This window comes from Dactylosporangium sp. NPDC005555 (assembly GCF_040605635.1).
GTDB lineage: Bacteria > Actinomycetota > Actinomycetes > Mycobacteriales > Micromonosporaceae > Dactylosporangium.
Genome location: NZ_JBEXDG010000051.1, coordinates 58290 through 81646 on the forward strand (window position 1 = coordinate 58290; position 23357 = coordinate 81646).

General features: G+C 71.6%; 22 protein-coding genes and 1 pseudogene. 10 read left to right on the forward strand and 13 right to left on the reverse strand.

Annotation, left to right across the window (positions count from 1 at the left end; genetic code table 11):
• Positions 1 to 51 precede the first annotated feature (51 nt).
• Together ABZS58_RS38610 and ABZS58_RS38615 are read right to left on the reverse strand one after the other, a co-directional pair.
• Positions 52 to 822: an ABC transporter permease gene (locus tag ABZS58_RS38610; RefSeq protein ID WP_354788474.1), complete on the reverse strand. Its 771-nt coding sequence runs from the start codon at positions 820 to 822 to the stop codon at positions 52 to 54.
• The gene (locus tag ABZS58_RS38615; RefSeq protein WP_354788513.1) at positions 819 to 1709 is read right to left on the reverse strand and encodes an ATP-binding cassette domain-containing protein; all 891 of its coding nucleotides are present in this window, start codon (positions 1707 to 1709) and stop codon (positions 819 to 821) included. The genes ABZS58_RS38610 and ABZS58_RS38615 overlap by 4 nt, the downstream gene beginning before the upstream one ends.
• Positions 1710 to 1816: 107 nt before the next feature.
• Here ABZS58_RS38615 and ABZS58_RS38620 point away from each other — a divergent pair, with 107 nt between their 5' ends.
• The 6 genes from ABZS58_RS38620 to ABZS58_RS38645 are packed head-to-tail and all read left to right on the forward strand — an operon-like array spanning position 1817 to position 9441.
• Positions 1817 to 3328, forward strand: coding sequence for a hypothetical protein (locus ABZS58_RS38620; protein WP_354788476.1), 1512 nt, complete (start codon positions 1817 to 1819; stop codon positions 3326 to 3328).
• A gap of 17 nt (positions 3329 to 3345) precedes the next feature.
• Positions 3346 to 3786 carry a hypothetical protein gene (locus ABZS58_RS38625; protein WP_354788477.1) on the forward strand — a complete coding sequence of 147 codons (441 nt, stop codon included), beginning with the start codon at positions 3346 to 3348 and terminating at the stop codon, positions 3784 to 3786.
• Positions 3783 to 4796, forward strand: a complete 1014-nt coding sequence (locus ABZS58_RS38630; RefSeq protein ID WP_354788479.1) for an FHA domain-containing protein — start codon at positions 3783 to 3785, stop codon at positions 4794 to 4796. Before ABZS58_RS38625 ends, ABZS58_RS38630 begins: the two co-directional genes overlap by 4 nt.
• A gap of 9 nt (positions 4797 to 4805) precedes the next feature.
• Positions 4806 to 5594 carry a protein kinase gene (locus ABZS58_RS38635; RefSeq protein ID WP_354788481.1) on the forward strand — a complete coding sequence of 263 codons (789 nt, stop codon included), beginning with the start codon at positions 4806 to 4808 and terminating at the stop codon, positions 5592 to 5594.
• A gap of 36 nt (positions 5595 to 5630) precedes the next feature.
• On the forward strand, positions 5631 to 7571 hold the full coding sequence (locus ABZS58_RS38640; RefSeq protein WP_354788482.1) for a cation:proton antiporter: 1941 nt from the start codon (positions 5631 to 5633) through the stop codon (positions 7569 to 7571).
• 46 nt (positions 7572 to 7617) lie between these two features.
• The gene (locus tag ABZS58_RS38645) at positions 7618 to 9441 is read left to right on the forward strand and encodes a serine/threonine-protein kinase (protein ID WP_354788483.1); all 1824 of its coding nucleotides are present in this window, start codon (positions 7618 to 7620) and stop codon (positions 9439 to 9441) included.
• Here the strand turns inward: ABZS58_RS38645 and ABZS58_RS38650 are convergent.
• The 6 genes from ABZS58_RS38650 to ABZS58_RS38675 form a co-directional block, all read right to left on the reverse strand.
• A complete protein-coding gene (locus tag ABZS58_RS38650) occupies positions 9381 to 10847 on the reverse strand; it encodes an MFS transporter (RefSeq protein ID WP_354788484.1) in 1467 nt (488 codons plus the stop codon). The two genes, ABZS58_RS38645 and ABZS58_RS38650, sit on opposite strands and share 61 nt — an antisense overlap.
• Before the next feature lie 59 nt (positions 10848 to 10906).
• On the reverse strand, positions 10907 to 11377 hold the full coding sequence (locus ABZS58_RS38655) for a MarR family transcriptional regulator (protein ID WP_354788486.1): 471 nt from the start codon (positions 11375 to 11377) through the stop codon (positions 10907 to 10909).
• Positions 11378 to 11621: 244 nt separating this feature from the next.
• Positions 11622 to 12407 carry an alpha/beta fold hydrolase gene (locus ABZS58_RS38660; protein ID WP_354788488.1) on the reverse strand — a complete coding sequence of 262 codons (786 nt, stop codon included), beginning with the start codon at positions 12405 to 12407 and terminating at the stop codon, positions 11622 to 11624.
• 18 nt (positions 12408 to 12425) lie between these two features.
• Positions 12426 to 14528, reverse strand: coding sequence for a 3-hydroxyacyl-CoA dehydrogenase NAD-binding domain-containing protein (locus ABZS58_RS38665; protein WP_354788490.1), 2103 nt, complete (start codon positions 14526 to 14528; stop codon positions 12426 to 12428).
• Positions 14529 to 14542: 14 nt separating this feature from the next.
• A complete protein-coding gene (locus ABZS58_RS38670; protein ID WP_354788491.1) occupies positions 14543 to 15754 on the reverse strand; it encodes an acetyl-CoA C-acetyltransferase in 1212 nt (403 codons plus the stop codon).
• A 125-nt stretch (positions 15755 to 15879) separates the two neighbouring features.
• Complete coding sequence (locus ABZS58_RS38675; RefSeq protein WP_354788492.1) at positions 15880 to 16980, reverse strand: CaiB/BaiF CoA-transferase family protein; 1101 nt, start codon at positions 16978 to 16980, stop codon at positions 15880 to 15882.
• A 120-nt stretch (positions 16981 to 17100) separates the two neighbouring features.
• Between ABZS58_RS38675 and ABZS58_RS38680 the strand changes: the two genes are divergently transcribed.
• Together ABZS58_RS38680 and ABZS58_RS38685 are read left to right on the forward strand one after the other, a co-directional pair.
• Positions 17101 to 18090 carry a hypothetical protein gene (locus ABZS58_RS38680; protein ID WP_354788494.1) on the forward strand — a complete coding sequence of 330 codons (990 nt, stop codon included), beginning with the start codon at positions 17101 to 17103 and terminating at the stop codon, positions 18088 to 18090.
• Between the two features lie 58 nt (positions 18091 to 18148).
• Positions 18149 to 18325, forward strand: a complete 177-nt coding sequence (locus tag ABZS58_RS38685) for a hypothetical protein (protein ID WP_354788496.1) — start codon at positions 18149 to 18151, stop codon at positions 18323 to 18325.
• An 86-nt stretch (positions 18326 to 18411) separates the two neighbouring features.
• On the opposite strand, the pseudogene ABZS58_RS38690 reads toward ABZS58_RS38685, so the two are convergent.
• From ABZS58_RS38690 to ABZS58_RS38710, 5 genes and pseudogenes are all read right to left on the reverse strand, one after another.
• Positions 18412 to 18690 (reverse strand): annotated as a pseudogene (locus ABZS58_RS38690) (DUF6596 domain-containing protein); the annotation flags it as partial.
• A gap of 247 nt (positions 18691 to 18937) precedes the next feature.
• A complete protein-coding gene (locus ABZS58_RS38695) occupies positions 18938 to 19369 on the reverse strand; it encodes a hypothetical protein (protein WP_354788497.1) in 432 nt (143 codons plus the stop codon).
• A gap of 20 nt (positions 19370 to 19389) precedes the next feature.
• Entirely contained in the window at positions 19390 to 20154 is a 765-nt protein-coding gene (locus tag ABZS58_RS38700; protein WP_354788499.1) for a class I SAM-dependent methyltransferase, read from the reverse strand.
• Entirely contained in the window at positions 20132 to 20743 is a 612-nt protein-coding gene (locus tag ABZS58_RS38705; protein WP_354788501.1) for a TetR/AcrR family transcriptional regulator, read from the reverse strand. The genes ABZS58_RS38700 and ABZS58_RS38705 overlap by 23 nt, the downstream gene beginning before the upstream one ends.
• A 46-nt stretch (positions 20744 to 20789) precedes the next feature.
• Positions 20790 to 21038, reverse strand: a complete 249-nt coding sequence (locus tag ABZS58_RS38710; protein WP_354788502.1) for a hypothetical protein — start codon at positions 21036 to 21038, stop codon at positions 20790 to 20792.
• A gap of 253 nt (positions 21039 to 21291) precedes the next feature.
• Between ABZS58_RS38710 and ABZS58_RS38715 the strand changes: the two genes are divergently transcribed.
• Together ABZS58_RS38715 and ABZS58_RS38720 are read left to right on the forward strand one after the other, a co-directional pair.
• Positions 21292 to 22710, forward strand: coding sequence for an AAA family ATPase (locus ABZS58_RS38715; protein WP_354788503.1), 1419 nt, complete (start codon positions 21292 to 21294; stop codon positions 22708 to 22710).
• A gap of 110 nt (positions 22711 to 22820) precedes the next feature.
• Positions 22821 to 23273: a hypothetical protein gene (locus tag ABZS58_RS38720; protein ID WP_354788505.1), complete on the forward strand. Its 453-nt coding sequence runs from the start codon at positions 22821 to 22823 to the stop codon at positions 23271 to 23273.
• Positions 23274 to 23357: the final 84 nt, after the last annotated feature.

Below are 23357 nucleotides of genomic sequence, written 5' to 3' on the forward strand. Positions count from 1 at the left end.
TCAGGCGCCTGAGGGCGCCTTTTTTGATGCCCGAACGCTCTACTGTACCGCCTATCGGGACAGCCGGCGGTACTGCCGGATCGACAGTGGCACGAACACGGCCGTGAGCGCCGCCGGCCACAGCAGCGCCGGCCACAGGTCGCCGCCGCCGGGGTTGCCGAAGAGGGCGCGGGTCGCGTCCGCGGTCGCGGACAACGGGTTCCAGTGTGACAGTGCGCCGAGCCAGCCGGGCATGTCCTGGGGTGAGGCGAGCGCGCTGGAGAGGAACGCGACCGGCCAGACGAGGATCTGCACGGCGACGAGCAGCTGCGGGTTGCCGCTGAGCAGCCCGAGGTAGATGCCGAGCCACAGGACCGCGAACCGTAGCCACAGCAGCAGCCCGACGGCGGTGAGCGCCGCGGCGAACCCGTCGTGGAAGCGCCACCCGACGGCGAGGCCGCAGCCGAGCATGACCAGCAGCCCGAGCGCGGAGGTGAGCAGGTCGGCGACGGCGCGGCCGGTGACCTGCGCCGACGGTGCCATCGGCAGGGACCGGAAGCGGTCGGTGACGCCGCGGCCGGTGTCGGTGGCGATCGCGGCGAACGTCGACTCGACCCCGAAGAGCATCGTCATCGCGAACATGCCCGGCAGCAGGTATTCGCGGTAGTCGCCGCCGCCTGCGACGCTCATCCCGCCGCCGAGGACGAAGCCGAACATCAGGACCAGCAGCACCGGGAACAGCAGCGTGACGACGATCTGCCAGGGCTGGCGGGCCAGATGTGCGAGCTCCCGCTGCGTCATCACCCATCCGTCGTGCAGTGCCCATTTCACGGCCCGGTTCATGCGGTCACCAGTTTCAGGAAGGCCTCGTCGAGGGTGGGGCGGCGCATCGTGATGTCCTCGACGCCGCGCAGCGAAGCGGCGAGGGTGAGCGCGGCGAGACGGTCGCCGACGGGCACGCTGACCCGGTTGCCGTCGACGAGGACCGGGCCGAGCGCGGCGAGGCGGGTCGCGACATCACCCGGGTCGCCGGTGGTCAGCACCTCGAGACGGTCGGCGCCCTTGAGCGAGGCGGGGGTGCCGTCGGCGATGACCCGGCCGTGCTCGACGACGGTGATCCGGTCGGCGAGCTGGTCGGCCTCGTCGAGGTACTGGGTGGTGAGCAGGACCGTGGTGCCGGCCGCGACGAGCCGGCGGACGGCGGCCCACACCTCGGCGCGGCCGTGCGGGTCGAGGCCGGTGGTCGGCTCGTCGAGGAACAGCACCTTCGGGGTGAGGATCATCCCGGCGGCGAGGTCCAGGCGGCGGCGCATCCCGCCGGAGAACTGCTTCGCGGGCTTCTCCCCCGTGTCGGTGAGCCCGAACTGTTCGAGGAGCTCGTCCGCGCGGCGTCGCGAAGCGGGTCGGCCGAGGTGGCTGAGCCGGCCGAACATCTCCAGGTTCTGCCGGGCGCTGAGCAGCTCGTCGACGGCGGCGTGCTGGCCGACGAGCCCGATCGCGGCCCGGACCCGGTGCGGGTGCCGGGTGACGTCGTGCCCGGCGACGGTCGCGGTGCCGCTGTCGAGGCGGGCCAGGGTGGCGAGGATGCGGACGAGGGTGGTCTTGCCGGCGCCGTTGGGGCCGAGGAGCCCGTGGACGGTGCCGGCCTCGACGGTCAGGTCGAGGCCGGCGAGGGCCGCCTTCCCGCCGTACTGCTTGCGGATGTCCCGCGCAACAATCACGTTATACAGTGTAGAGAGTTTCGGTCCGAGTGGCGAACCCCCTGATCAGGCACGCACGGGTCGCCAGGTGTTGCGCCGGTGTGCTACCCGTATGGCACACGAATCGGGGGATGCGGATGAATAGCGGTGACCTCACGCCCGCGTTGCTGGACACGGCCGTCTGGACCGACACGATGCTGACCGACGCCGGGATCCCCGTGCACGACGTGCCGTTCGTGACCGTCGGCGGCGGGATCGGATCGTTCGTCACCGCCGACTACCTGCGGATCGCCGGGGTGCCGGCATCCGACATCCGGGTGCTGTCCAACATCGGGCATCCCTGGCAGACGTACCAGTACCTGACCCGCGTCTCGCAGATCCCGGAACCGGAGCGGATCCGGTCGGACTCGTCGTCCCGGCCGGACAACATCTGGGGCTTCCCGTCCTACGCGCTGAGCGAGGCGTGGCGGGACCGGACCCTGCGACCCCTCGTCCACGTCCTCGGCGAGCCGATCTTCGCCGACTACTGGACCCCGCAGGCCGGCACGGTCTTCGCGAGCCTGCGCCGCGAGTCGGCCCGCATCGGCTACGACGCGATGCTCGTCAACGGCGTCGTGCGCATGGTGCGCCGACGGGCCGCGGGCGGCTACTTCACCGTCCTGACCCCACCGGCCGGCACGTCCGCCACGAAGCGGGTGGTGTACCGGTCCCGCTTCGTCCACCTCGCCGTCGGCTACCCAGGGCTGCGGTTCCTGCCCGACCTGCAGGCGTTCCGGGAGCGGCACGGCGACTACGAACACGTGGTCAACGCGTACGAGCCGCACGAACACGTCTACGAGTTCCTCAAGACCAGACCCGGCACGGTGCTCGTCCGCGGCGGCGGGATCGTCTCGTCCCGCGTCCTGCAACGCCTGATCGACGACCGGGAACGCCTCGGGCTGCAGACCCAGATCGTGCACGTGTTCCGCACCTTCGTCACCGGCGCGCACGGCCCGCACTGGTGGGCCCGGCGCAAGGGCGGCGACGGCTTCGCGTACCAGGGCTTCAACTACCCGAAGTCGGTCTGGGGCGGGCAGCTCAAGGCCAGGATGCGCCGCCTGGACGGACAGGACCGCGCCAAGCAGTACGCCGAGATGGGCGGCACCAACACCCCGAAGCGGCGGCGCTGGCAACGGCAGCTGCGCCAGGGCCGGCACGGCGGCTGGTACCGCGCCGTGCAGGGCGTCGCCGAGAAGGTCTGGCCCGACACCGACGGCACGCTGGTCAGCCTCATCAACGGCGACACCGGCACCGTCGAGGTCCGCGCCGACTACATCATCGACTGCACCGGGCTGGAGGCCGACATCGCCGAGCACCGCGTCCTCGCCGACCTGCTGCAGCACGGCGGAGCCGGCCGCAACCCGCTCGGCCGGCTCGAGGTCGAACGGCACTTCGAGGTCAAGGGCACCGCCAGCGGCGACGGCGCCCTCTACGCGTCCGGCGCGACCACCCTCGGCGGCTACTTCCCCGGCGTCGACACGTTCCTCGGCCTGCAGATCGCCGCCCAGGAGATCGCCGACGACCTCGCCAGACGCGGCTGGTGCCGCAAGATCGGCCCGATCCGGTCCACGACGCAATGGGTCCGCTGGGCCCTCGGCCGCCCCGTCTAGAGAGCCAGGAGCCACCGATGGTGCCCGTGCTGCTGGGTCGCATCCAGACCCGGATCTTCCTGCTCGCCGTGGTCGGGTCGGCGGTCACCGCCCTGATCACTCCCGTGCTCCCGGCCGGCGGCGCCCCGCTCGCCGACCGGTACCGCACCGCGTTCATCGTCCTGGCCGCCGTCGCCGTTCTCGGCGTCGCCTGGGAGCTGCTCTATCACCTGCTGATGCAGTTCCGCTGGGAGAAGGACTGGCCGTCGCTGTTCGGTCTGCTCACCGGTGTACCGGAGGCCGTCGCGCTCTGGCTGCTGCTGCGCGCCGGCGCCGTCCCGGGCATTGCGGCGGCCCCGCCGGTGGCGGCGTTCGCGCTGCAGTTCACGGCCGTCTGGGTGGCCGTGTGGCTGGCGGCGAACGGGCCGATGCGGGTGCCGTTCCTGCGCTGGCGGTTCCGCGGCGGGAGGCTGACATGAACGGACCCGTCGTCCAGCCGCTGCCCGGCGCGGGGCTCGTCGTGCGGGCCGGCCGGTTGTTCGCGGCGTGCGAGGCGGCCGGGTCCGGCGAGCTGCTGGCGCTCGTCGCGCGGGTCGCCGCGGACGGCGGCGACGGCGAGGACCTGACCCGGCACGCGGCCGGGCTGCTGCCCGGCGGTGAGCTCAGCTGTGCGGTGGGCGGGCCGGTGGCGGGGGGCGGTGTCGCGGTGTTCGTCTGCGGGCTCGGCGTCGCCGAGGTGGACGACTGGGTCCGGCTGACCGGCCCGGAGCCGATGCGGCGCGTCGTCGCCGGCCGGGTCGGCACGATGCGGCTGGCGCTGCCGGGGGCAGGGACACCGCACCCCCTGGCTCGTCTCGACGCCGGTGTCGTCGCCGCCGCCGGACTGACCGTCCACTACCCCGAAACCCCGCAAGCACCGGCACCGGCATCGCACGAGCCGTTCCAGTCGGTGCTGCTGCTGCCCGGGCACGCCCCGGCCCCGCAGCCGCCGCCCGCCGAGCCGGCCGCCGCCACCCAGCCCCTCGTCGAAGGCGTGGACTGCAAGAACGGGCACTTCAACGACCCGGCGGTCCGGTACTGCCAGCAGTGCGGCATCGCGATGCTGCAGGTCACGCACGTGACCCGGCTCGGGCCGCGGCCACCGCTCGGCGTCCTGCTCCTCGACAACGGCATGACCCTGCGCGCCGACGCCGACTACGTCGTCGGCCGCGAACCGGACCGTGACCCCGACGTCGCCGCCGGGCGGGCCAGACCGCTGCGGATCGCCGACTCGCACGGCGGCATCTCCCGGCGGCACCTGCGGATCCGGCTGTCCGGCTGGACCGTGCAGGTGCTCGACCTCGGCTCCGCCAACGGCACCTTCGTCCAGGAGCCCGGCGCGCAGGAAGCACCACCGGTCCCGGCGGGGCAGCCGGTCACGGTCCGGCCCGGATCCAAAGTCATCTTCGGCCGCCGCTGGCTGCGGTACGAGTCGCACCGCAACCCGTAAAGGAGCCACGTGCAGGGGATCGCCGACTACACGTTCGTCAGGCCGCTCGGATCGGGCAACCACGGGCAGTACTTCCTCGCCCGCCGCCCGCCCCGGCTGCCGGTCGACGTCGAGCACGTGGCCGTCAAGGTGCTGTCCGCCGAGTCGACCGACGACGCGTTCCGCCGCGCCGTGCGGGAGCTGACCGCGTTCAGCGCCGTCCGGTCGCCGTACCTCGTCTCCCCCTACGACGCCGGGCAGCAGGACGGCCGGTTCTACTACTCGATGGAGTACCACCCGGCCGGGTCCCTGGCGAACCCGGCGACCCCACCGGCACCCGCCGACGCTGTCCGCGCGGTCGCCGACGCGGCCCGCGCCGCGGCCGTCCTGCACGAGGCCGGCCTCGTGCACCGCGACATCAAACCCGGCAACGTCCTGCTCCACCCGGCCGGCGGCAGACTGTCGGATCTCGGGCTCGCGCAGGTGTTCACCGAGGGCGTCACGATCACCGGGATGGGGCCGCTGGACTCCGTCGAATACGTCGACCCCGCGGTGCTGACCGGCGGCCGGTTCGTCCCGGCCGCCGACGTGTGGTCCCTCGGCGTCACCCTGCACCGGGTCGTGACCGGCGCCGGCGTCCACGGCGACCTACCCGCCGGCGACGGGCTCCTCGCGCTGCGGCGGGTGCTGTCCTCGGCGCCGCGGCTCGACCCGTCGCTGCCGGACCCCGTCGCGGACCTGATCCGGGACTGCCTCGGCCCAGCCGGCGGCCGCCCCACGGCGGCAACCTTCGCGGCCCGCGCCGACGTCCTGACATGAACGCGACATGAGCGCATCAGACAGACGGGGATCGACATGACGGCACATCAGCTCGGTCAGCTCCTGCTCGCGCTCGCCTGTGTGATCACGCTCGCCCGGCTGCTCGGCGCGGCGGCCCGCAGACTCGGCCAGCCGCCCGTCATCGGCGAGATCCTCGCCGGGGTCCTGGTCGGGCCGACCCTGTTCGGCACGGCGCTCAGCGACCACCTGTTCCCCGTCGACATCCGCACCGCCCTCGCCGGGCTCGCCAACGTCGGCCTCGTCCTGTTCATGTTCATCGTCGGCTACGAACTGGACTTCGACGCGGTCAAAGGCCGCAGGAAGGCAGCGGTCTCGATCTCCGTCGGGTCGGTGCTGCTGCCCCTCGGCCTCGGCGTCCTCCTCGCACTCTGGCTCGCCCGCCACCACCCGGTGCAGGACGTCGCGCCGTTCGCGTTGTTCATCGGCGCGGCGATGTCCGTCACCGCGTTCCCCGTGCTGGCCCGCATCCTCACCGACCGGGGCATGCTGCGCACCGAGGTCGGCGGGCTCGCCCTCGCCAGCGGCGCCGTCGACGACGTCGTCGCCTGGACACTGCTCGCCGGGGTCGTCGCGCTCGGCGCCGGCGGCGGCGACGTGCCATGGCAGACACTGCTCGCCGTGCCCTACGCGCTCGTCATGTTCCTCGTCGTACGGCCACAGCTGCGCCGGCTCGTGCAGGCCCGGACCCGGGCGGGACGACTCACCCCCGGCATCCTCGCCGTCATGCTCGTCGGGCTGCTGCTGTCGTGCTGGTGCACCGAGGCGATCGGCGTGCACGCCATCTTCGGCGCGTTCGTGTTCGGAGCCGTCATGCCCCGCGTCGGCGGCGAACAGCTGCGGCACGAGACCATGGAACGCCTCGAACAGGTCAGCGTCCTGCTCCTGCTCCCGGTCTTCTTCGTCATCGCCGGCCTCCGCGTCGACCTGTCCACACTGGACCGCCGCGGGCTGCTCGACCTCGCCCTGATCCTGGTCGTCGCGATCACCGGGAAGTTCGCCGGCGCGTACCTCGCGGCCCGGCTCAACCGGATCCCGCCACGCCGGGCGGGTGCCCTGGCTTCGCTGATGAACACCCGGGGCCTCACCGAGATCGTCATCCTCACCGTCGGCGTCCAGCTCGGCATCCTCGACGACACCCTGTTCTCGATGATGGTCGTGATGGCGCTCGTCACCACCGTCATGGCCGGCCCGCTGCTGTCCGTCATCTATCCGAGGTCCCTCGTCGAACGCGACGTCGCCGAGCTGGAACGGGCCGCGCTCGGCGCACCGGACGCCTACCGGGTCCTCGTCGTCGTCCCCGCCGGGGCCGCGGCGCGGCCGATGGTGGACCTGGCGACCGCCGTCGCGGTACGGCACGACCCGGCCGAGGTGGTGCTGAGCCGGATCGTGCCGTACCCGGCCGCCCGCGTCGAGATCGGCGCCGGGCTCTCCGGCGACCTCCTCGCCATGACCGCGGCCATGCAGGACCTCGCGGACCTCGCCGAGCCCGTCCGCCGGCAGGGGCTGTCGGTGGCGGTGTTCGCCCGGTTCAGCACCGACCCCGCCGCCGACATCCTCGCCCAGGCGGCCACGACCTGCTCCGACGTCATCGTCGTCGCCGCCGACCAGGACGGCCTCGCGGCGCTGCGCGCGGACCCGGGGGCAGACCTGGCGACCGTGGCCGCGGCGCCGCCGGCCGACTGGGACACGGTCCTGGTCCGGGCGCTCGGCGACGACGGCGACGCGGCACTGCGGATCGGCGCCGGCATCGCCGCCACGCGCGGCGCTTCGCTGGTCGTCGACACCGGGAGCCTCCCGACCCGGCAGGACCTCGCCGCCATCCGTTCGCTGGGCGGCGCCGTCCTCGCCGGTTCCGGCGCCGTGTCGTCGGCGGCTCTGGTCGTCGGCACCGCCGAGGCGCCCGACGCGCATCTCGTCGTGCGGGCGGCGGCGGTACCCGCGATGGCCCCGGCATGATGGACAATCCTTCCGGCCGACGGACGCACGCGCAGGAGACGAATCGATGATGGGCAACGAGCCGCCACACGGATCGCCGCTGCGCGCCGGGGACCCGCGGCGGCTCGGCCGGTACACGATGATCAGCCGCCTCGGCGAGGGCGGCATGGGCACCGTCTACCTGGCACAGACCCCGGACGGCGTGCCCGTCGCGGTCAAGGTGATCCGCGGCGACCTCGCCCACGACGACCAGTTCCGGCGGCGGTTCCGCAGCGAGGTCAACCGCGCCCGGCAGGTCCCGCCGTTCTGCACCGCCGAGGTCCTCGACGCCGACCCCGACCACGAGATGCCGCACCTCGTCGTCGAGTTCGTCGACGGGCCGAGCCTGTCGGACGTGGTCCGGCAGCGAGGCCCGCTGACGCAGTCGAACCTGCACGGACTCGCCATCGGGGTCGCGACCGCCCTCACCGCCATCCACGGCGCAGGCGTCGTCCACCGCGACCTGAAACCCAACAATGTCCTGCTCGCCGCAGGCAGCCCGAAGGTCATCGACTTCGGGATCGCGCACTCCCCGACGGCGACGACCGGGCACACCCGCACCGACCAGATGGTCGGCACCGTCGCGTACATGGCGCCGGAACGGTTCGGCCCGATCGACGGGCCACCCGTCACCCCGGCGGTCGACATCTTCTCGTGGGGTGCCGTCATCGCATACGCCGCCACCGGCCGCAACCCGTTCGGGTCCGACGCGGCGCCGGTCATCGCCACCCGGATCCTCACCCAGCCGCCGGACCTGACCGGGCTGTCCGGGCTCCTGCGCGACCTGGTCGAGGAGGCCCTCGCCAAGGACCCCGCCGACCGGCCGACCGCACGCGCCCTGCTCGACCGGCTGCTGGTCGCCGGACCCTCGCAGCCCTCCGCCGTGGCGGCCGCGTTCGCCCGGCAGCCGGCCCTGCAGGTCGCCGCCGAGGAGGCCGTCCAGGCAACGGACCGGCACGGCGCCGCAGCACCCGGCGCCGCAGCACCCGGCGCCGGGGACGCGACGCAACGGCATGCGTTCTCGGGCGACGCGGACGCCACGACCAGGTTCGCGGAGAACGCCCGGCCCGAGGCAGCCGTCGTTCCCCCCGGTGCTGCCGTCTCCCCGCCTGCGGCCGGATCGGGGCGCGGCCGGGGCGGTAGGGTCGCGGTCGTCCTCGTGGCGATCGCCGCGATCGTCACGTCGCTCACCGTCGCCGGCCTCGTGTCCGGCGTCATCCCGCTGCCGACCCGCGCCGAGCCCTCCGAGCCCTCCACGGCGTCCACCGGTGCCGCCGGCCCGACCGCCCCCGCCGGCCCGGACCCGAGCGGCAGGGTGCTCGTCGCCGACGCGCTCGCCGCCCCGGGCGTATGGCAGGTCCGCGACGACAAGGAGAACAGGGCCACCTGCCTGTTCGACAACGCGCTCGTCGTCACCCGGCAGAGCGGCGGCTCGTACCGCTGCCCGGGCGTCCAGGACGAGGTGACCGACTTCGCCATGACCGTCGACGTGCGGCTGCGGACGGCGGGCAGCTGCGCCGGGATCTGGTTCCGGTTCGTCAGCACCGGCTACGTCCTGCGGATCTGCGCCGGCGGGCACTCCCTGGCGACCCACGGCGTCGAAGGGTCGGCGACGGTCACGCCGGTGACCACGTTCCCGCCCACCGCGCTCCCGCTGGACACCGTGACCAGGATCGGCATCACCGCCAAGGGCAAGAGCCTGACGTTCACCCGCGACGGCCGGGCCGCCGGGACCTGGACCGAGGCGCGGTTCCTGCGCGGCCGGGTCGTGCTCGGCATCCTCCAGGAGAGTCAGACGACGGAGCCGCCGCCGTACTCCGTGTCGTTCGCCAACGTCGAGATCCGCACCTGACCCCCCGCGGGCGGCGCACCGGCGCTCGCGGGAGCGGGCCGGGGTGCGGGTGAGCGCAGCACCAGAGCCGCGACCGCGATCGACAGCAGCAGCAGCGCCGCGCCGACCGTGAACGCCAGCCGGTATCCGGCCGTCAGCGCCGCGGCCTCCGACGCGCCCGACGCGAGCCGCGCCGCCGTCCTGGACGCCGCCACGGTGGACAGCGCCGCGACGCCGAGCGCCATCCCGACCTGCTGCGTCGTGTTGAACAGCCCCGAGGCCAGGCCCGCGTCGTCGGGACGGGCGCCGGACATGCCCAGGCCCGTGATCGCCGGCAGCGCCAGGCCACCACCCGCGATGAGCAGCATCACCGGCAGCAGGTCCGGCACGAACCGCGCGTCGACCGGCAGCCGGGTCAGCCAGCCCAGCGCCAGGACCAGCAGCGCCAACCCGATGATGAGGGTGACCCGCTCACCGACCCGGGCGATGACCCGCGCCGACACGACCAGTGACACGACCGCGATCGACAGCGCCGCCGGCAGCATCGCCAGGCCGGTCTGCAGCGCCGTGTAGTGCAGGACCCGCTGCATGTACAGGGCGACCAGGATCTGGAAGGAGAACATCGCGCCGATCATCAGGACCTGCAGGATGTTGGCGCCGGCGACCTGCCGGGACCGCAGGATGCGCAGCGGCATCAGCGGGGTCCGCGCGGTGGCCTGCCGGGCGGCGAACCCAGCGAGCAGCAGCACGGCGGCGGCCGCGGTGGCCGGGCGCCAGGCGGGCTGCACCACCGCGGCGATGCCCGCCATCAGCCCGGCGGTGACGAGGAACGCGCCGAGCACGTCCGCGCCGGCCCGCGCCCCGAGGCCACGGTCCGCCGGGACGAACCGCATACCGGCCAGCGCGGCGACGCCGATCGGCACGTTGATCAGGAAGATCCAGTGCCAGCTGAGCAGGTCGGTGAGGACGCCACCGAGGACCTGGCCGATGGAGGCGCCCGCCGCGCCGGTGAACGCGAACACCCCGAACGCCTTCGCGCGCCCGGCGGGCTCCGGGTACAGCGTGACGACGATCCCGAGGCTGACCGCGCCGGCCATGGCGCTGCCGGCACCCTGCAGGAAGCGGGCCGCGACGAGCATCTGCGGGCCGGCGGCGAGCCCGGCGAGGACGGACGCGGCGACGAAGACGACGGTGCCGGCGATGAGGACGCGGCGCCGGCCGAGCAGGTCGCCGAGCCGGCCGGACAGCAGCAGGAGGCTGCCGAACGCGATGAGGTATGCGTTGACGACCCAGGTCAGCCCGGACGGGGTGAAGCCGAGGTCGGCCTGCATGACGGGCATCGCGACGGTGACGATGCTGCCGTCGAGGACGGTCATGAGCATGCCGGTGGCGAGGACGGCGAGCGCCGCCCCACGGTTCGAGGTCATGACCCGACCGTAACAGATCGTCTGCTACGGGACCATATGCAAGTGACCTAACCGGCGGGCTACTGGCGGGCGCGGCGGACGCCGGACGCCTCCGACGGCGTCGCGAGATGCCCGCCCGTCAGCCGGCCCAGCGCCCTGACGAGGACGTCCCGCTCGTCGACCGGCAACGAGTCCAGCGCCGCGGCGTGCACGGCGTCGGCGATCTGCTGGGAGCGGGCCGCGACCTGCGCACCCGCAGGGGTCACCGCGATGATCCGGGCCCGCCGGTCCGTGCTCGACGGGCGGCGCTCCGCGTAGCCGGCCTTCTCCAGGGCGTCGACGGTCACCACCATCGTCGTCTTGTCCATGCCGCCGATCTCGGCGAGCTGGATCTGGGTGCGTTCCGTGCCGAGGGCATGCACGAGCACGCAGTGCATCCGCGGCGTCAGCCCGATCTCGGCGAGCGCGGCGGCCATCTGCGTCCGCAGGACATGACTGGTGTGGTCGAGCAGAAACGAGAGGTCGGGCTCGACCCGCGTCGGAGCGGTCATGCGTACGAGCGTATCCAATGCGGCGGGCAGCGGATGATCTGTCAGCAAACCGTCCGCGACGCCACCGCCCGCCGGTGCGGGCTGGTCAGCAGGCGTGCCGGGGGCGGTACAGGAAACGGAACACAAGCGTCCGCACCGGTCTTCGTCTGATCAGCCTGCCGAACGCCGCCATCGCGGTCTCCCCCGTCCGTCTCCGGTCGCAATCGGAGACCGTAACGTGGAGTGACTATGCGGCTACCTGAAATCAGGGGGACTGCTCCTGAAGGAACGGCAGCAGGGCGCGGTGGACGGCGTCGGGCTGCTCCAGGTTCAGCATGTGCCCGGCGGCGGGGACGTCGACCAGGGCCGCTCGCGTCACCCGCGCGGCGGCGTCCTTGATGTCGGCGGAGTCGTGCCCGCCCACCATCACCAGCGCCGGCGCGGTGATCCCGGCGAGCCGCCCGATCGCGTCGCGTTCCAGCATCCGGCCCTGCCCGGCGGCGTGCAGGCGCAGGTTGCCGGCGGCCATGTCCGCGCACCGCACCCGCACCGACGCCGGCACGTCCCGCGGGGCGCGCCGAGGCCCGTCGACCCACGCCCGCAGGAACGCCTCCACGAACGTGGCGTCGTCCTCGGCGTTCGCCTGTTCCTCGTTGCGGGCCGCGATGTACGGGTCGGTGAACGTCATCCCGCTGATCCCCGGCGACAGCGCGCACAGCGCCCACACCCGCTCCGGCCGGGACACGGCGAAGTCGAACGCGACCCTGGCACCCAGTGACAGCCCGACGAGCGCGGCCCGCTCGATCCCGAGCGTGCCGAGGACGGCTTCGAGGTCGTCGTCGTGGCGGAAGTCGCCGGTGGCGGTGCTGGACCGGCCGTGGGAGCGGGCATCGACCCGGATCACCCGGTGCCGCGCGGCGAGGACCTCGAACTGGTCGTCCCACATCCGGCAGTCGAGCAGCCCGCCGTGCAGCAGCACCACGGCGGGCCCGTCGCCGGCGGCCTCGTAGTAGAGCTGCCCGCCGGCGACGTCGATGTGCCCGGTCCCCATCATCAAAGGCTAGTCGCCTCAGACGAACTGTTCTCCCTGTTCGGCCTTGCGCAGCAGCAGCGCCGGCGGGTCGAAACGGGAGCCGTAGCGGGCGGCGAGCTCGCGACTGCGGGCGATGAAGCCGTTCAGGCCGCCGTCGTACTGGTTGATGTACTGCAGGACGCCGCCGGTCCAGCCGGGGAACCCGATGCCGAGGATCGAGCCGACGTTGGCGTCCGCCACGCTGGTGAGGACGCCCTCGTCGAGGCACTTCACCGACTCGAGGGCCTCGGCGAAGAGCATCCGCTCCTGCATGTCCACGAACGGCACGTCCGCGTCCGCCTTGGCGAAGTGCTCCTTGAGGCCCGGCCACAACCGGGACCGCTTGCCGTCGGCGTACTCGTAGAAGCCGGCGCCGCCGGAGCGCCCCGGCCGGCCGAACTCGTCGATCATCCGGTCGATGAGCGCGTCGGCCGGGGTCGGGGTCCACGCGTCGCCGTACGCGAGCCGGATCTTCCGTGGCAGCGTCAGCGTGAGCTCGTCCATCAGCGCGAGGACCGCCGCCGGGTAGCCGGCCTGCAGGCTCGCCTGCTCGATCGACGGCGCGGCGACGCCCTCGGCGAGCATGAGCAGCCCCTCGCCGGTGAACGTGCCGATGACCCGGCTGGTGAAGAACCCGCGGCTGTCGTTGACGACGATCGGCGTCTTCTTCAGCTGCCGCACGACGCCCAGGGCGCGGTCCAGGGCGGCGTCGGACGTCTCGGCACCCTTGATGACCTCGACGAGCGGCATCTTGTCCACGGGTGAGAAGAAGTGCAGGCCGACGAAGTCCTGCCGGCGGGTGACGCCCTCGGCGAGGGCCGAGATCGGCAGCGTCGAGGTGTTGGAGCACAGCAGCGCGTCCGGCGCGACGACGTCCTGGACCTCGGCGAACACCTTGTGCTTGAGGCCCGGGTCCTCGAACACGGCCTCGATGACGAGGTCGCAGCCGGCCAGGTCGGCGGGGTCCGCGGTCGGCGTGATCCTGGCGAGGATCTCCTCGCCGGGCAGGAACGTCTTCTTCGCGAGGATCTTCGCCGAGTACTGCTTGCCGCGTTCGGCGGCCTCGACGGTGACGTCCTTCAGCAGGACCCGCATGCCGGCCTTCGCGCACACGTACGCGATGGCCGCGCCCATCATGCCGGCGCCGAGGACGGCGACCTTCTCGAACTTCTTCGCTGACGTGCCGCGGGAGTTCGCCCGCTGCAGGTCGAAGAAGAACGCCTTGATCATGTTCTTGGCGATCTGCCCGGTGGCGAGTTCGGTGAAGTACCGGGCCTCGATCGTGAACGCGGTGGCGAGGTCGACCTGGGCGCCTTCGACGGCGGCGGCGAGGATGTTGCGCGGCGCCGGGTAGGGGGCGCCCTTGAGCTCCTTGCGCAGCGTGGCCGGGAACGCGGGCAGGTTCGCCGCGAACGACGCCTGCGCGGGGGTGCCGCCGGGGATGCGGTAGCCCTTCACGTCGTAGGGCTGCACGGCGTCCGGGTTGGCCGCGATCCACGCCTTCGCCCGGTCGAGGAGCTCCTCGCGGGGCGCGACCTCGTGGACGAGGCCGGCTTCGAGGGCCTTCGCGGGGCGGTGCCGCTGGCCGCGGAGCAGGACGGTGAGCAGCGCCTGCGCGATGCCGAGCAGCCGCACGGTCCGCACGACGCCGCCGGCGCCGGGCAGCAGCCCGAGCGTCACCTCGGGGAAGCCGATCTCGATGCGGGCGTCGTCGGCGACGATGCGGTGGTGGCAGGCGAGCGCGATCTCCAGGCCGCCGCCGAGCGCGGAGCCGTTGATCGCGGCGACGACCGGCCGGCCGAGCGTTTCGAGGCGGCGCAGCAGCCCCTTGAGGTGCATCGAGGACGCGTAGATCTCGGCGGCGTGCTCGGGGCCGAGGCTGCCGAGCCGTTGCAGGTCGCCGCCGGCGAAGAACGTCTTCTTCGCCGAGGTGACGATGACGCCGGTGATCCCGTCCCGCTCGGCGGTGAGCCGGTCCACGGTGGTGGTGAGGTCGGCGGTGAAGGCCTCGCTCATCGTGTTGGCGGAGTGCGCCGGGTCGTCGAGGGTGAGGACCACGACGCCGTCGTCGCCACGGTCCCAGCGGATCGTGTCGGTCATTGTCTGCACGCCCTTCAGATTCGCTCGACGATGGTGGCGATGCCCATACCGCCGCCGATGCACAGCGTGGCCAGGCCGTACCGCAGGCCGCGGCGTTCGAGCTCGTCGACGAGGGTGCCCAGCAGCATGCCGCCGGTCGCGCCGAGCGGGTGACCCATCGCGATGGCGCCACCGTTGACGTTGACCTGCTCCAGGTCGAAGTCGAGGTCCTTGGCGAAGCGGAGCACGACGGCGGCGAACGCCTCGTTCATCTCCACCAGGTCGATGTCGCCCGCGGTCAGGCCCGCCTTGGCGAGGGCCTTGCGGGTCGCGGGCGCCGGCCCGGTCAGCATGATCGTCGGGTCGGCGCCGCTCACGGCGGCGGCGACGATCCTGGCCCGCGGCGTGAGCCCGGCTCTGACGCCGGCCGCCTCGCTGCCGACCATGACGAGCGACGCGCCGTCGACGATGCCGGAGGAGTTGCCGGCGGTGTGCACGTGCTCGATCCGCTCGACCCAGTGGTACCGCTGCAGCGCGACGGCGTCGAAGCCGCCCATCTCACCGATCGTCGCGAACGACGCCGGCAGCGTCCCGAGCCCTTCGAGGGTGGAGGCCCGCAGGTGCTCGTCCCGGTCGAGGACGACCAGGCCGTTGCGGTCCCGCACCGGCACGACGGACCGGTTGAAGTAGCCGCCCGCCCACGCTTTCGCCGCCCGGGTCTGTGACTCCAGCGCGTACGTGTCGACGTCTTCGCGGCTGAAGCCCTCGATCGTCGCGATCAGGTCGGCGCCGATGCCCTGCGGCACGAACCGCGTCTCGTAGTTCGTCTCCGGGTCCATGGCCCAGGCGCCGCCGTCGGACCCCATCGGCACCCGCGACATCGACTCGACGCCCCCGGCGAGGACGAGGTCCTCCCACCCGGCGCGGACCTTCTGCGCGGCGACGTTGACCGCTTCGAGCCCCGACGCGCAGAACCGGTTGAGCTGCACACCGGCGACCGTGTCCGGCAGCCCGGCGGCGATCGCGGCGGTCTTGGCGATGTCGGAGCCCTGGTCGCCGATCGGGGAGACGACGCCCAGGACCACGTCGTCGATGTCGGCCGGGTCGAGCCCGGGATAGCGGCGGCGCAGCTCGTCGATCAGCCCGACGACCAGCGTCACGGGCTTCACCCCGTGCAGGGAGCCGTTCTGCTTGCCGCGGCCGCGCGGGGTGCGGACGGCGTCGTAAACGAAAGCCTCAGTGCTCACCTACCCGAGAGTAACTTGCTGCTGGCGGCCGCGGTACCCCGCCGCCTCGCATCGCCCTGCGAGAATGTCCACATGTCCCGCCGGACCGCTGTCATCCTGCTCCGGGGCGCCGGCGTCGCCTCCCTCTACTCCGGCTGAACGCCCCACTCGGCGAGGACCTCGGCGGTGTGCCGGCCCGGCAGGGGCGGCGGGCCGGTCAGGGTCGCCGGCGTCGTGGAGAACCTCGGGGCCGGCACCGGCTGCACGACGCCCAGGTGGTCGGCGAACGTGCCCCGTGCCCGCAGGTGCGGGTCCTGCGGTGCCTCGTGCAGCGACAGCACGGGGGTGACGCAGCCGTCGCCGTCGTGGAACAGCGCGGACCACTCGTCGCGGGTCTTCGTCAGGAACGCCGCGGCGAAGCGTTCCCGCAGGACCGGCCACCGGCTCACGTCGAGCTGGTCCGGCAGGTCGGTCAGGCCCAGGGTCCTGACGAAGGTCGCGTAGAACTGCGGCTCGAACGCGCCGACCGCGACATGCCGGCCGTCGGCGGTCTCGTACACGTCGTAGAACGGCGCCCCGGTGTCGATCATGTTGACGCCGCGCTCGTCCTGCCACAGGCCGACGGCGAGCATGCTGTGCAGCATCGTGGTGATGTGGGCGGCGCCGTCGACGATGGCCGCGTCGACGACCTGACCCTGCCCGGTCCGCTCCGCCTCGCGCAGCGCGGCGAGGACGCCGACGACGAGATACATGGCGCCCGCGCCGAAGTCGCCGAGCAGGTTCACCGGCACCTGCGGCGGCCCGCCGGCCCGGCCGACCGCGTGCAGCGCCCCCGACAGTGCGAGATACGTGATGTCGTGCCCGGCGGTGCTCGCCCTCGGCCCGTCCTGGCCCCAGCCGGTCATCCGGCCGTACACGAGCGCCGGGTTGACGGCGTGCACCTGCTCGGGCCCGACGCCGAGCCGCTCCGCGACCCCGGGCCGCCAGCCTTCGACCAGCACGTGCGCGCGTTCCGCGAGCCTCAGGACCGTGGTGACGCCGGCCGGGTCCTTCAGGTCGACGGCGACGGACCGCTTGCCCCGGTTGAGCAGGTCGGTGGCGGCCGGCGGCGCGATCGGCGACCCCGGCCCGACCCGGTCCACCCGCACCACGTCGGCGCCGAGGTCCGCCAGCATCATCCCCGCGAACGGCCCCGGCCCGATCCCGGCCAGCTCCACCACCCGCACGCCCCGCAAAGGTCCACTCATGGCTCGTATCTTGCCCCGTCCGCGCGGCGTCACGACACGCCGACCGCCCGATGCGGTGCGGCTGAGAGGGGGCTCAGGTCGGCTCAGGGAAGTCACAGTGGCCGATGGTGAGCTGTCGGTATGGGACGGGGACGCTCGGTAGCGGGGTGGACGGCGGTGGGGGCGGCGGCGGTGTACGTCGCGCTCAAAGGCAGCTGGGTCGCCGGGGGCACGTTCGGCGTCGACGACCTCGGGGACGTCACCCGCGGTGCGTGGGCGTTCGACAATCTTGTGACGGGTGGGCTCGCGGTCGTCGGGATCGGCATCGCGCTGGCCGCGATCCGGCCGTGGGGGATGCGGGTCCCGGTGTGGCTGGTGGCGGTGCCGATGTGGGTCGGGGCCGGGCTGCTCGCGCCGTTCGTGGTGCTGATGCCGGCGGGTGCGGCGCTGCAGGCCGCCGGGTGGTGGGACCCGACGCCGCCCCCGCAAGGCGATCCGGCGCTCGCGCCGTGGACGTTCGTCGTCGTGTACGGCAGTTTCGTCGTCCTCGGCGCCGCGCTGGTGCTGCACGCGCGGGACAGGTGCAGGCCCGGGGTCGGCGGGATCGTGGGGCAGGTGCCCCTCGCGTGGGTGGCGGCGGTCATCGCGGCGGGCCTGGCGCTGCTGCGGTTGTCGTGGGTCGTCGGCGGGACCGCCGGGCTCCAACGCGGCAGCGGACGCGACGCGTGGCTGCGGCTGCAGGACACCGTGACGGCCGCGCAGTTCCTGTGCGCGGCGATCGGGCTGCTCGTCATGGTGCACCGGTGGGGGCCGCGCCGGCGGTTCGCGGTGCCGCTCGTCGCGACCTGGCTCGGGGCCGGTGGGATGGTCGCCGGTGGGGTCCTGAGCATGCCGACGATCCTGGCCGGGGAGCGGTGGACGGCGCAGGGGCAGACGTTCGCCGGGTACGCGACCGCCACCTTCCTCACCTGCGTCGCCGGGGCGCTGATCAGCGTCGTCGCGCTGTTCCTGCTGGTGGAGCGGGCGGGAAGCACGCGCCAGCAGGTACCGCTGCTCGACCCGGTTCGTGGTGAGCCGCGCGGCGGTCCGGTACCAGCCGGCGGCCGACGGGGAGCCGGACATCGCCAGTAGGTGCGCGCGGACGGCCGCCGGGCGGTGGCTGCGCGCCAGCCGCGGGTCATCCGCGACGGTGTCCAGGACGGCGAGCCCGGCCGCCGGCCCGTGGACCATCGCCTCGGCCACCGCCCGGTTCAGCGTCACGACCGGGCTGTCGTCGACGAGCGACAGCAGCCGGTACAGGCCGAGAATCTGCCGCCGGTCCGTCGGCGCCGTCGCGTGGACCGCGGCGATCGCCGCCTGCAGCTGATACGAGCCCGGCGGTCCGGCCCGCAACGCCGCCGCGGCGAGTTCGCTACCCTCCTCGACCAGGGGCCGGTCCCACAACGAACGATCCTGCGACTCGAGCGGCACGAGGTCGCCGCCGTCGGTGCGGGCGGCGCGGCGGGCATGCGTGAGCAGCATCAGGGCGAGCAGCCCGGCGGCGTCACCGCGCGACGGCAGGCGGGCGTGCAGCATCCGGGTCAGGCGGATCGCCTCGGCGGCGAGTTCCGCCCGGTCGAGCGTGTCACCGGACGTGCCGACGTAGCCCTCGGTGAAGTGAGGTACAGCACCGCCAGGACGACATCCAGCCGGGCGTCGAAGTGGTCGGGAAGGCGGAACGTCGCACCCGATTCCCGGATCTTCGCCTTCGCGCGGCTGATCCGCTGCGCGACGGTCGCCTCCGGGGTGACCAGCGAGCCGCGGCGCACGGTGTGGGACAGGGCCGGGTGGCCGAGGCCTTCCGTGCTCAGCAGCTCACCGGAGCCGGTCAGCTCCTTCGTCAGGTCCTCGTAGAACCTGCACGACGCCTGGAACTCCTCCGACGTGACGTCGACGGTGTCCCATTCGGTGAGGCTCGTGTAGGCGAGCAGCAGGTATTTCACGCGATCCGCTCCATCTCTGCGTGGTAGCCGCCACCGGGGTACACCCAGTCTCCGACGAGCCGGTCGCCGACCTGATCGGCGGGGCCGTCGAACTCGCCGCGGAAGTAGCCGGGTGAGCCCTTGAACCCGCCCCAGATGGTGAGCGTGTCGCCGTCGAGCTCGTACACGTAGTCGAGGGTGTTGCCGTCCGCGTCGTACGCGCGGGCCTTGATCTCGACGCCGGGCTCCTCACCGAACAGGTGCTCGCGGCCGATGATCTCGGTCATCGAGACGCGGTGCCCGTCGTGGTCCAGGACGCCGCGCTGGATGAGGAAGTATCCGCCGTCGAGCCATTCGTAGGTGGTGGTGCCGGTCGCGCCGCCGGTGACCTTCCAGGTGCCGGCCAGCCGGCCGAGGCGCCGCAGTTCGTCGTTCGATGAGTCGGACATCGTGTGCTCCCTTGCAGGTGTCAGGTGTTGTCGCCTGATACCTCGGAGCCGGGTCGCCCGTCTCGACACACGAAGACGCCCCAGCCGAGAAATTCTCGCTGGTACGTCAGATGCGACCGCCGCGACTCGTCGAGGTAGCGGCGCATCCCGCCGGCGTCGGGGTGTGCGGGGTGCTCGCGCAGCCATTCGTCGACCGTCCACCATTGCGCCGCCGCGTACCGGTCCCAGGAGCCGCGGTCGGCGAGGACCATCTCGACGAGGCTCAGCCCGGCGGCCTCCAGCCGGTCGAGGGTGCCGACGAGCGACGTGAACTCGGCGAACCTCGCCGGGATCCCGTCCGGCGGGGTCGCGGTCCAGTACGGCTCGCCGATGAGAATCAGGCCGCCGGGGCGCAGGGCGTGCCGCATCAGCTCGACGGTGCCGGCGAGCCCGCCGCCGATCCAGGTCGCGCCGATGCAGGACACGATGTCGTAGGACGCGTCGTCGGGGACGTCCTTGGCGGCGTCGCCGTGCCGGAACGTGACCCGGTCGCTGACGCCGAGCGCGCGGGCCCGTTCATGCGCGGCGGCGAGGAACACCTCGCTGATGTCGACGCCCTCGCCGACGGTGCCGTACATGTCGGACCACCTGGTCAGCATCTCGCCCTTGCCGCACGCCAGGTCGAGGTGCCGCTGCCCCGGGCCGAGCCGGCACACCTCGCCGAGCAGCATCAGCTTGTCGTCGTCGAACGGGTTGAGGATCCGGAGACCGGCCTCGGCGATCTCATGCTGGCGAAGGATGTCCATACTGCACCTTTGCCGCGGAAGGTGCGGCTTGTCCACCGGTTACCGCGCCGTTGAGGAACACGTCGACGAGGTCGGCGGGTTCCCCACCGGCCATGACGAGGTGGTGGAAGACCCTGGCGAGGTATTCGGGGTCGCGGCGCAGCCGGTCCTGCTCGGGCTCGAACAGCCCGGCGAGCGCGTCGACCGTCTCGGTCATCGAGTCCCGGCGCCGGTCGGGGTCGGGCGCGTCACGGCGCGGCGCGGTCGTGCGGACCGCGCCCATCACGGCGGTCATCCGGGTCATGTACGCGCGGAGCGTCTCGACCGCCTCGACGAGCCGGTCCGCGAGGGGCTGGTCCAGGTCGATCGCGCGCACGTGCGCGAGGGTGTCGTCGCGGCGCAGCGCCTCGGCCATGCACGCGGCGAGCAGCGCGTCCTTGTCCGCGAACGCGCGGAAGACGGTGCCCTCGCCGATCCCCGCGGCGCGCGCGACCTGGGCCGTGGTGACGGTGGTGCCGTGCTCGACGACCAGCGGCAACGCGGCCGCGACGATCATCGCGCGCCGCTCGTCGGGACTCATGGGCGATGCCCGCTTCTTCGGTTCGGTCATCCTCCGAGTTTGCGGAGTGAGCACTCACTCCGTCAAGCGTGATGTGTCAGACTTCAATCTCCGTAGACGGCGTACGGCTACTCGTGGTCATCTTCGGCGAAATCACGGTCTCGGCCATCGCAACGTGCTTGGCGAATCCGCCGTATTCGACGTCGTGATCGTCGGCTGGACCGGCATGCGCGATATCCCCACCATCCGGCGCCGCGACGAGATCCAGACCATCGCCCTGCTGGTCGCCCTCGGCACCCTGCTCATCCAGGGCACCACGATCCCCGTACTGGTTCGCCGCCTGCACATCTCATCCACGACGTCGACCTCCGCCAGGCCGCCCACGGCACACCGAGGCGCACGGGCGAGTGGTGCCTGGCGTGAGACGGCTCGGTGCGGGCGTGCTGCCTCCCGTGCGCCGGGTGCGGGCAGCACCTCCCCGTACCAGTGGATCACGGTGGGTACGACGGTCGGCGCGTTTCGGTGGCGTCTGCACTGCCGCGTCAGCGGCTCCACTAAGGTCATCCAGTCGGTGTGACAACGAAGCGTTTGGAGGCGGCATGCTCACCCGTCTGGAGGTGGATGGCTTCAAGAACCTGTTGGACCTGCAAGTCGAATTTGGCGCTTTCACCTGCATTGCGGGTGAAAACGGTGCAGGAAAGTCCAACGTGTTCGACGCCGTCCAGTTTCTCAGCCTCCTCGCTGGGATGCCAATGATGGATGCGGCGCAGCATGTTCGCGGCGTTCATGGCGAGCGTATCGGCGATCCCCGCGACCTGTTCTGGAACGGCTACGAAGCGACTGAGCGGCGCATGTCGTTTGCTGCGGAAATGATCGTTCCCTGGGATATCGAGGATGACTTCGGACGAGTTGCTAATCCAACAATCACCTTCCTGCGGTATGTGGTGGAGATCGGCTATTCCCCACCATCGGGTGTCGAAAAGATCGGCCGCCTTCGGCTGTTGCGAGAGTCGCTGACACACATCAATCAAGGTGAAGCCGCAAATCATATGCGCTTCCCGCATCATGTCAAGAACTTTCGATCGCAAGTGGTGCGCGGCCGGCGCAGCGGAGTGGCATTCATCTCCACCTCCACGGATAGCGGCGAACCGGTCATCAGCATCCATCAGGACGGTGGAAGCCGCGGCATGCCCCGACCAGCTGCGGCATCTCGCGCTCCGGCAACGGTCGTCAGCACTGTTACCGGCACCGACGACCAGACCATCTTGGCCGCCAAGAGGGAGATGCAGAGCTGGCGCAGACTTGCTCTTGAGCCGTCGGCATTGCGGACGTCCGATCGATACGTCGATCCGCGACTGATGGACACTGACGGGCGGCACCTGGCTGGAACGCTCTACCGTATCGCCGCCGTGGAAGGTCACGGCGACCCGATTCGGGTGTACTCTCGCGTCTCCAATCGGCTGGCCGAGCTGACAGGAGTTTCGGTCGGCAGGATTGAAGTAGTCTCGGACGATGTTCGAGAACTGCTGACTGTCTATCTTACGGAAGCCTCTGGGCTGCGGCTACCCGCTCGCAGTTTGTCTGAAGGCAGTCTCCGCTTCTTGGCACTTTGCGTTCTGCTGGAAGACTCGGCCATGACTGGACTTTTCTGTACGGAGGAGCCCGAGAACGGCATCCACCCAGCAAATCTGCCGTCGATGGTAAGCCTGGTTCAAGATCTGGCAGTGGACGTGTTCGACACCCCCGGCACCGATAATCCATTCCGTCAGGTCATCATCAATACTCATTCACCAGCAGTGGTGCAGCTGGTCAACCCAAATGATCTGTTGTTCGCCAGTTCGGTACGGAAGCCGTCGCCGGATGGCACGATGTCGAGATCCATGATGCTGCGACCCCTGGTAAACACCTGGCGTACGGGAAACAAGATTTCCCGCGAGGCCGTCACCATGGCCGATATCCTTCCGTACCTGACGGCACCCCCCGGCGCACAGCTGACACTTGACGTGGACGCCGCATAATGTTTCGAGTGCTGTTCCTGTGCGCAGGACCGAGTGACAGAGGCATACTTCCCCACATTTCGCGGATCGCAGAGCAGTGCGGACACTCGGTTCTCATTACCGCTCCGGTGATGGAAACGCTTCCGTCGCCTGACCGTACTGTTGCCGGCAAGCTCATGTCCATCAAGAAGCTCGGCGCGCCCTACGATCTCGTTGTCGTGCACAGGGATGCCGACGGGGCAGGCAGGGGACCGAGATTCAATGAGATTTCCGACGCGATCGACCAAGTCATGCCCGGAACGTCATGGGCGGGAGCAATTCCGGTTCGAATGACAGAAGCATGGCTGGTGCTGGACGAGACTCTCATTCGATCCGCGGCCGGAAATCCCAACGGGAAGATGCCTCTGGACATCCCGACATGGAAGCAGGCAGAAAGGCTTGCGGACCCGAAGACCCTGCTACGGGACTTGCTCGTGGAGGCATCGGGACTTACCGGGAGGCGACGGAAGAACTTCATTTCTCGGCTTTCGCATCATCGGTCACAGATGCTTGAACTGCTCGACCCCTCAGGTCCAGTGAGGTGATCTCACCAAGTTCGATCGCACGTAGCGGCGCGACACGGACTTTGCACACATAGCGGACGGTGCTGGAGATGGACGTGGAGCCAT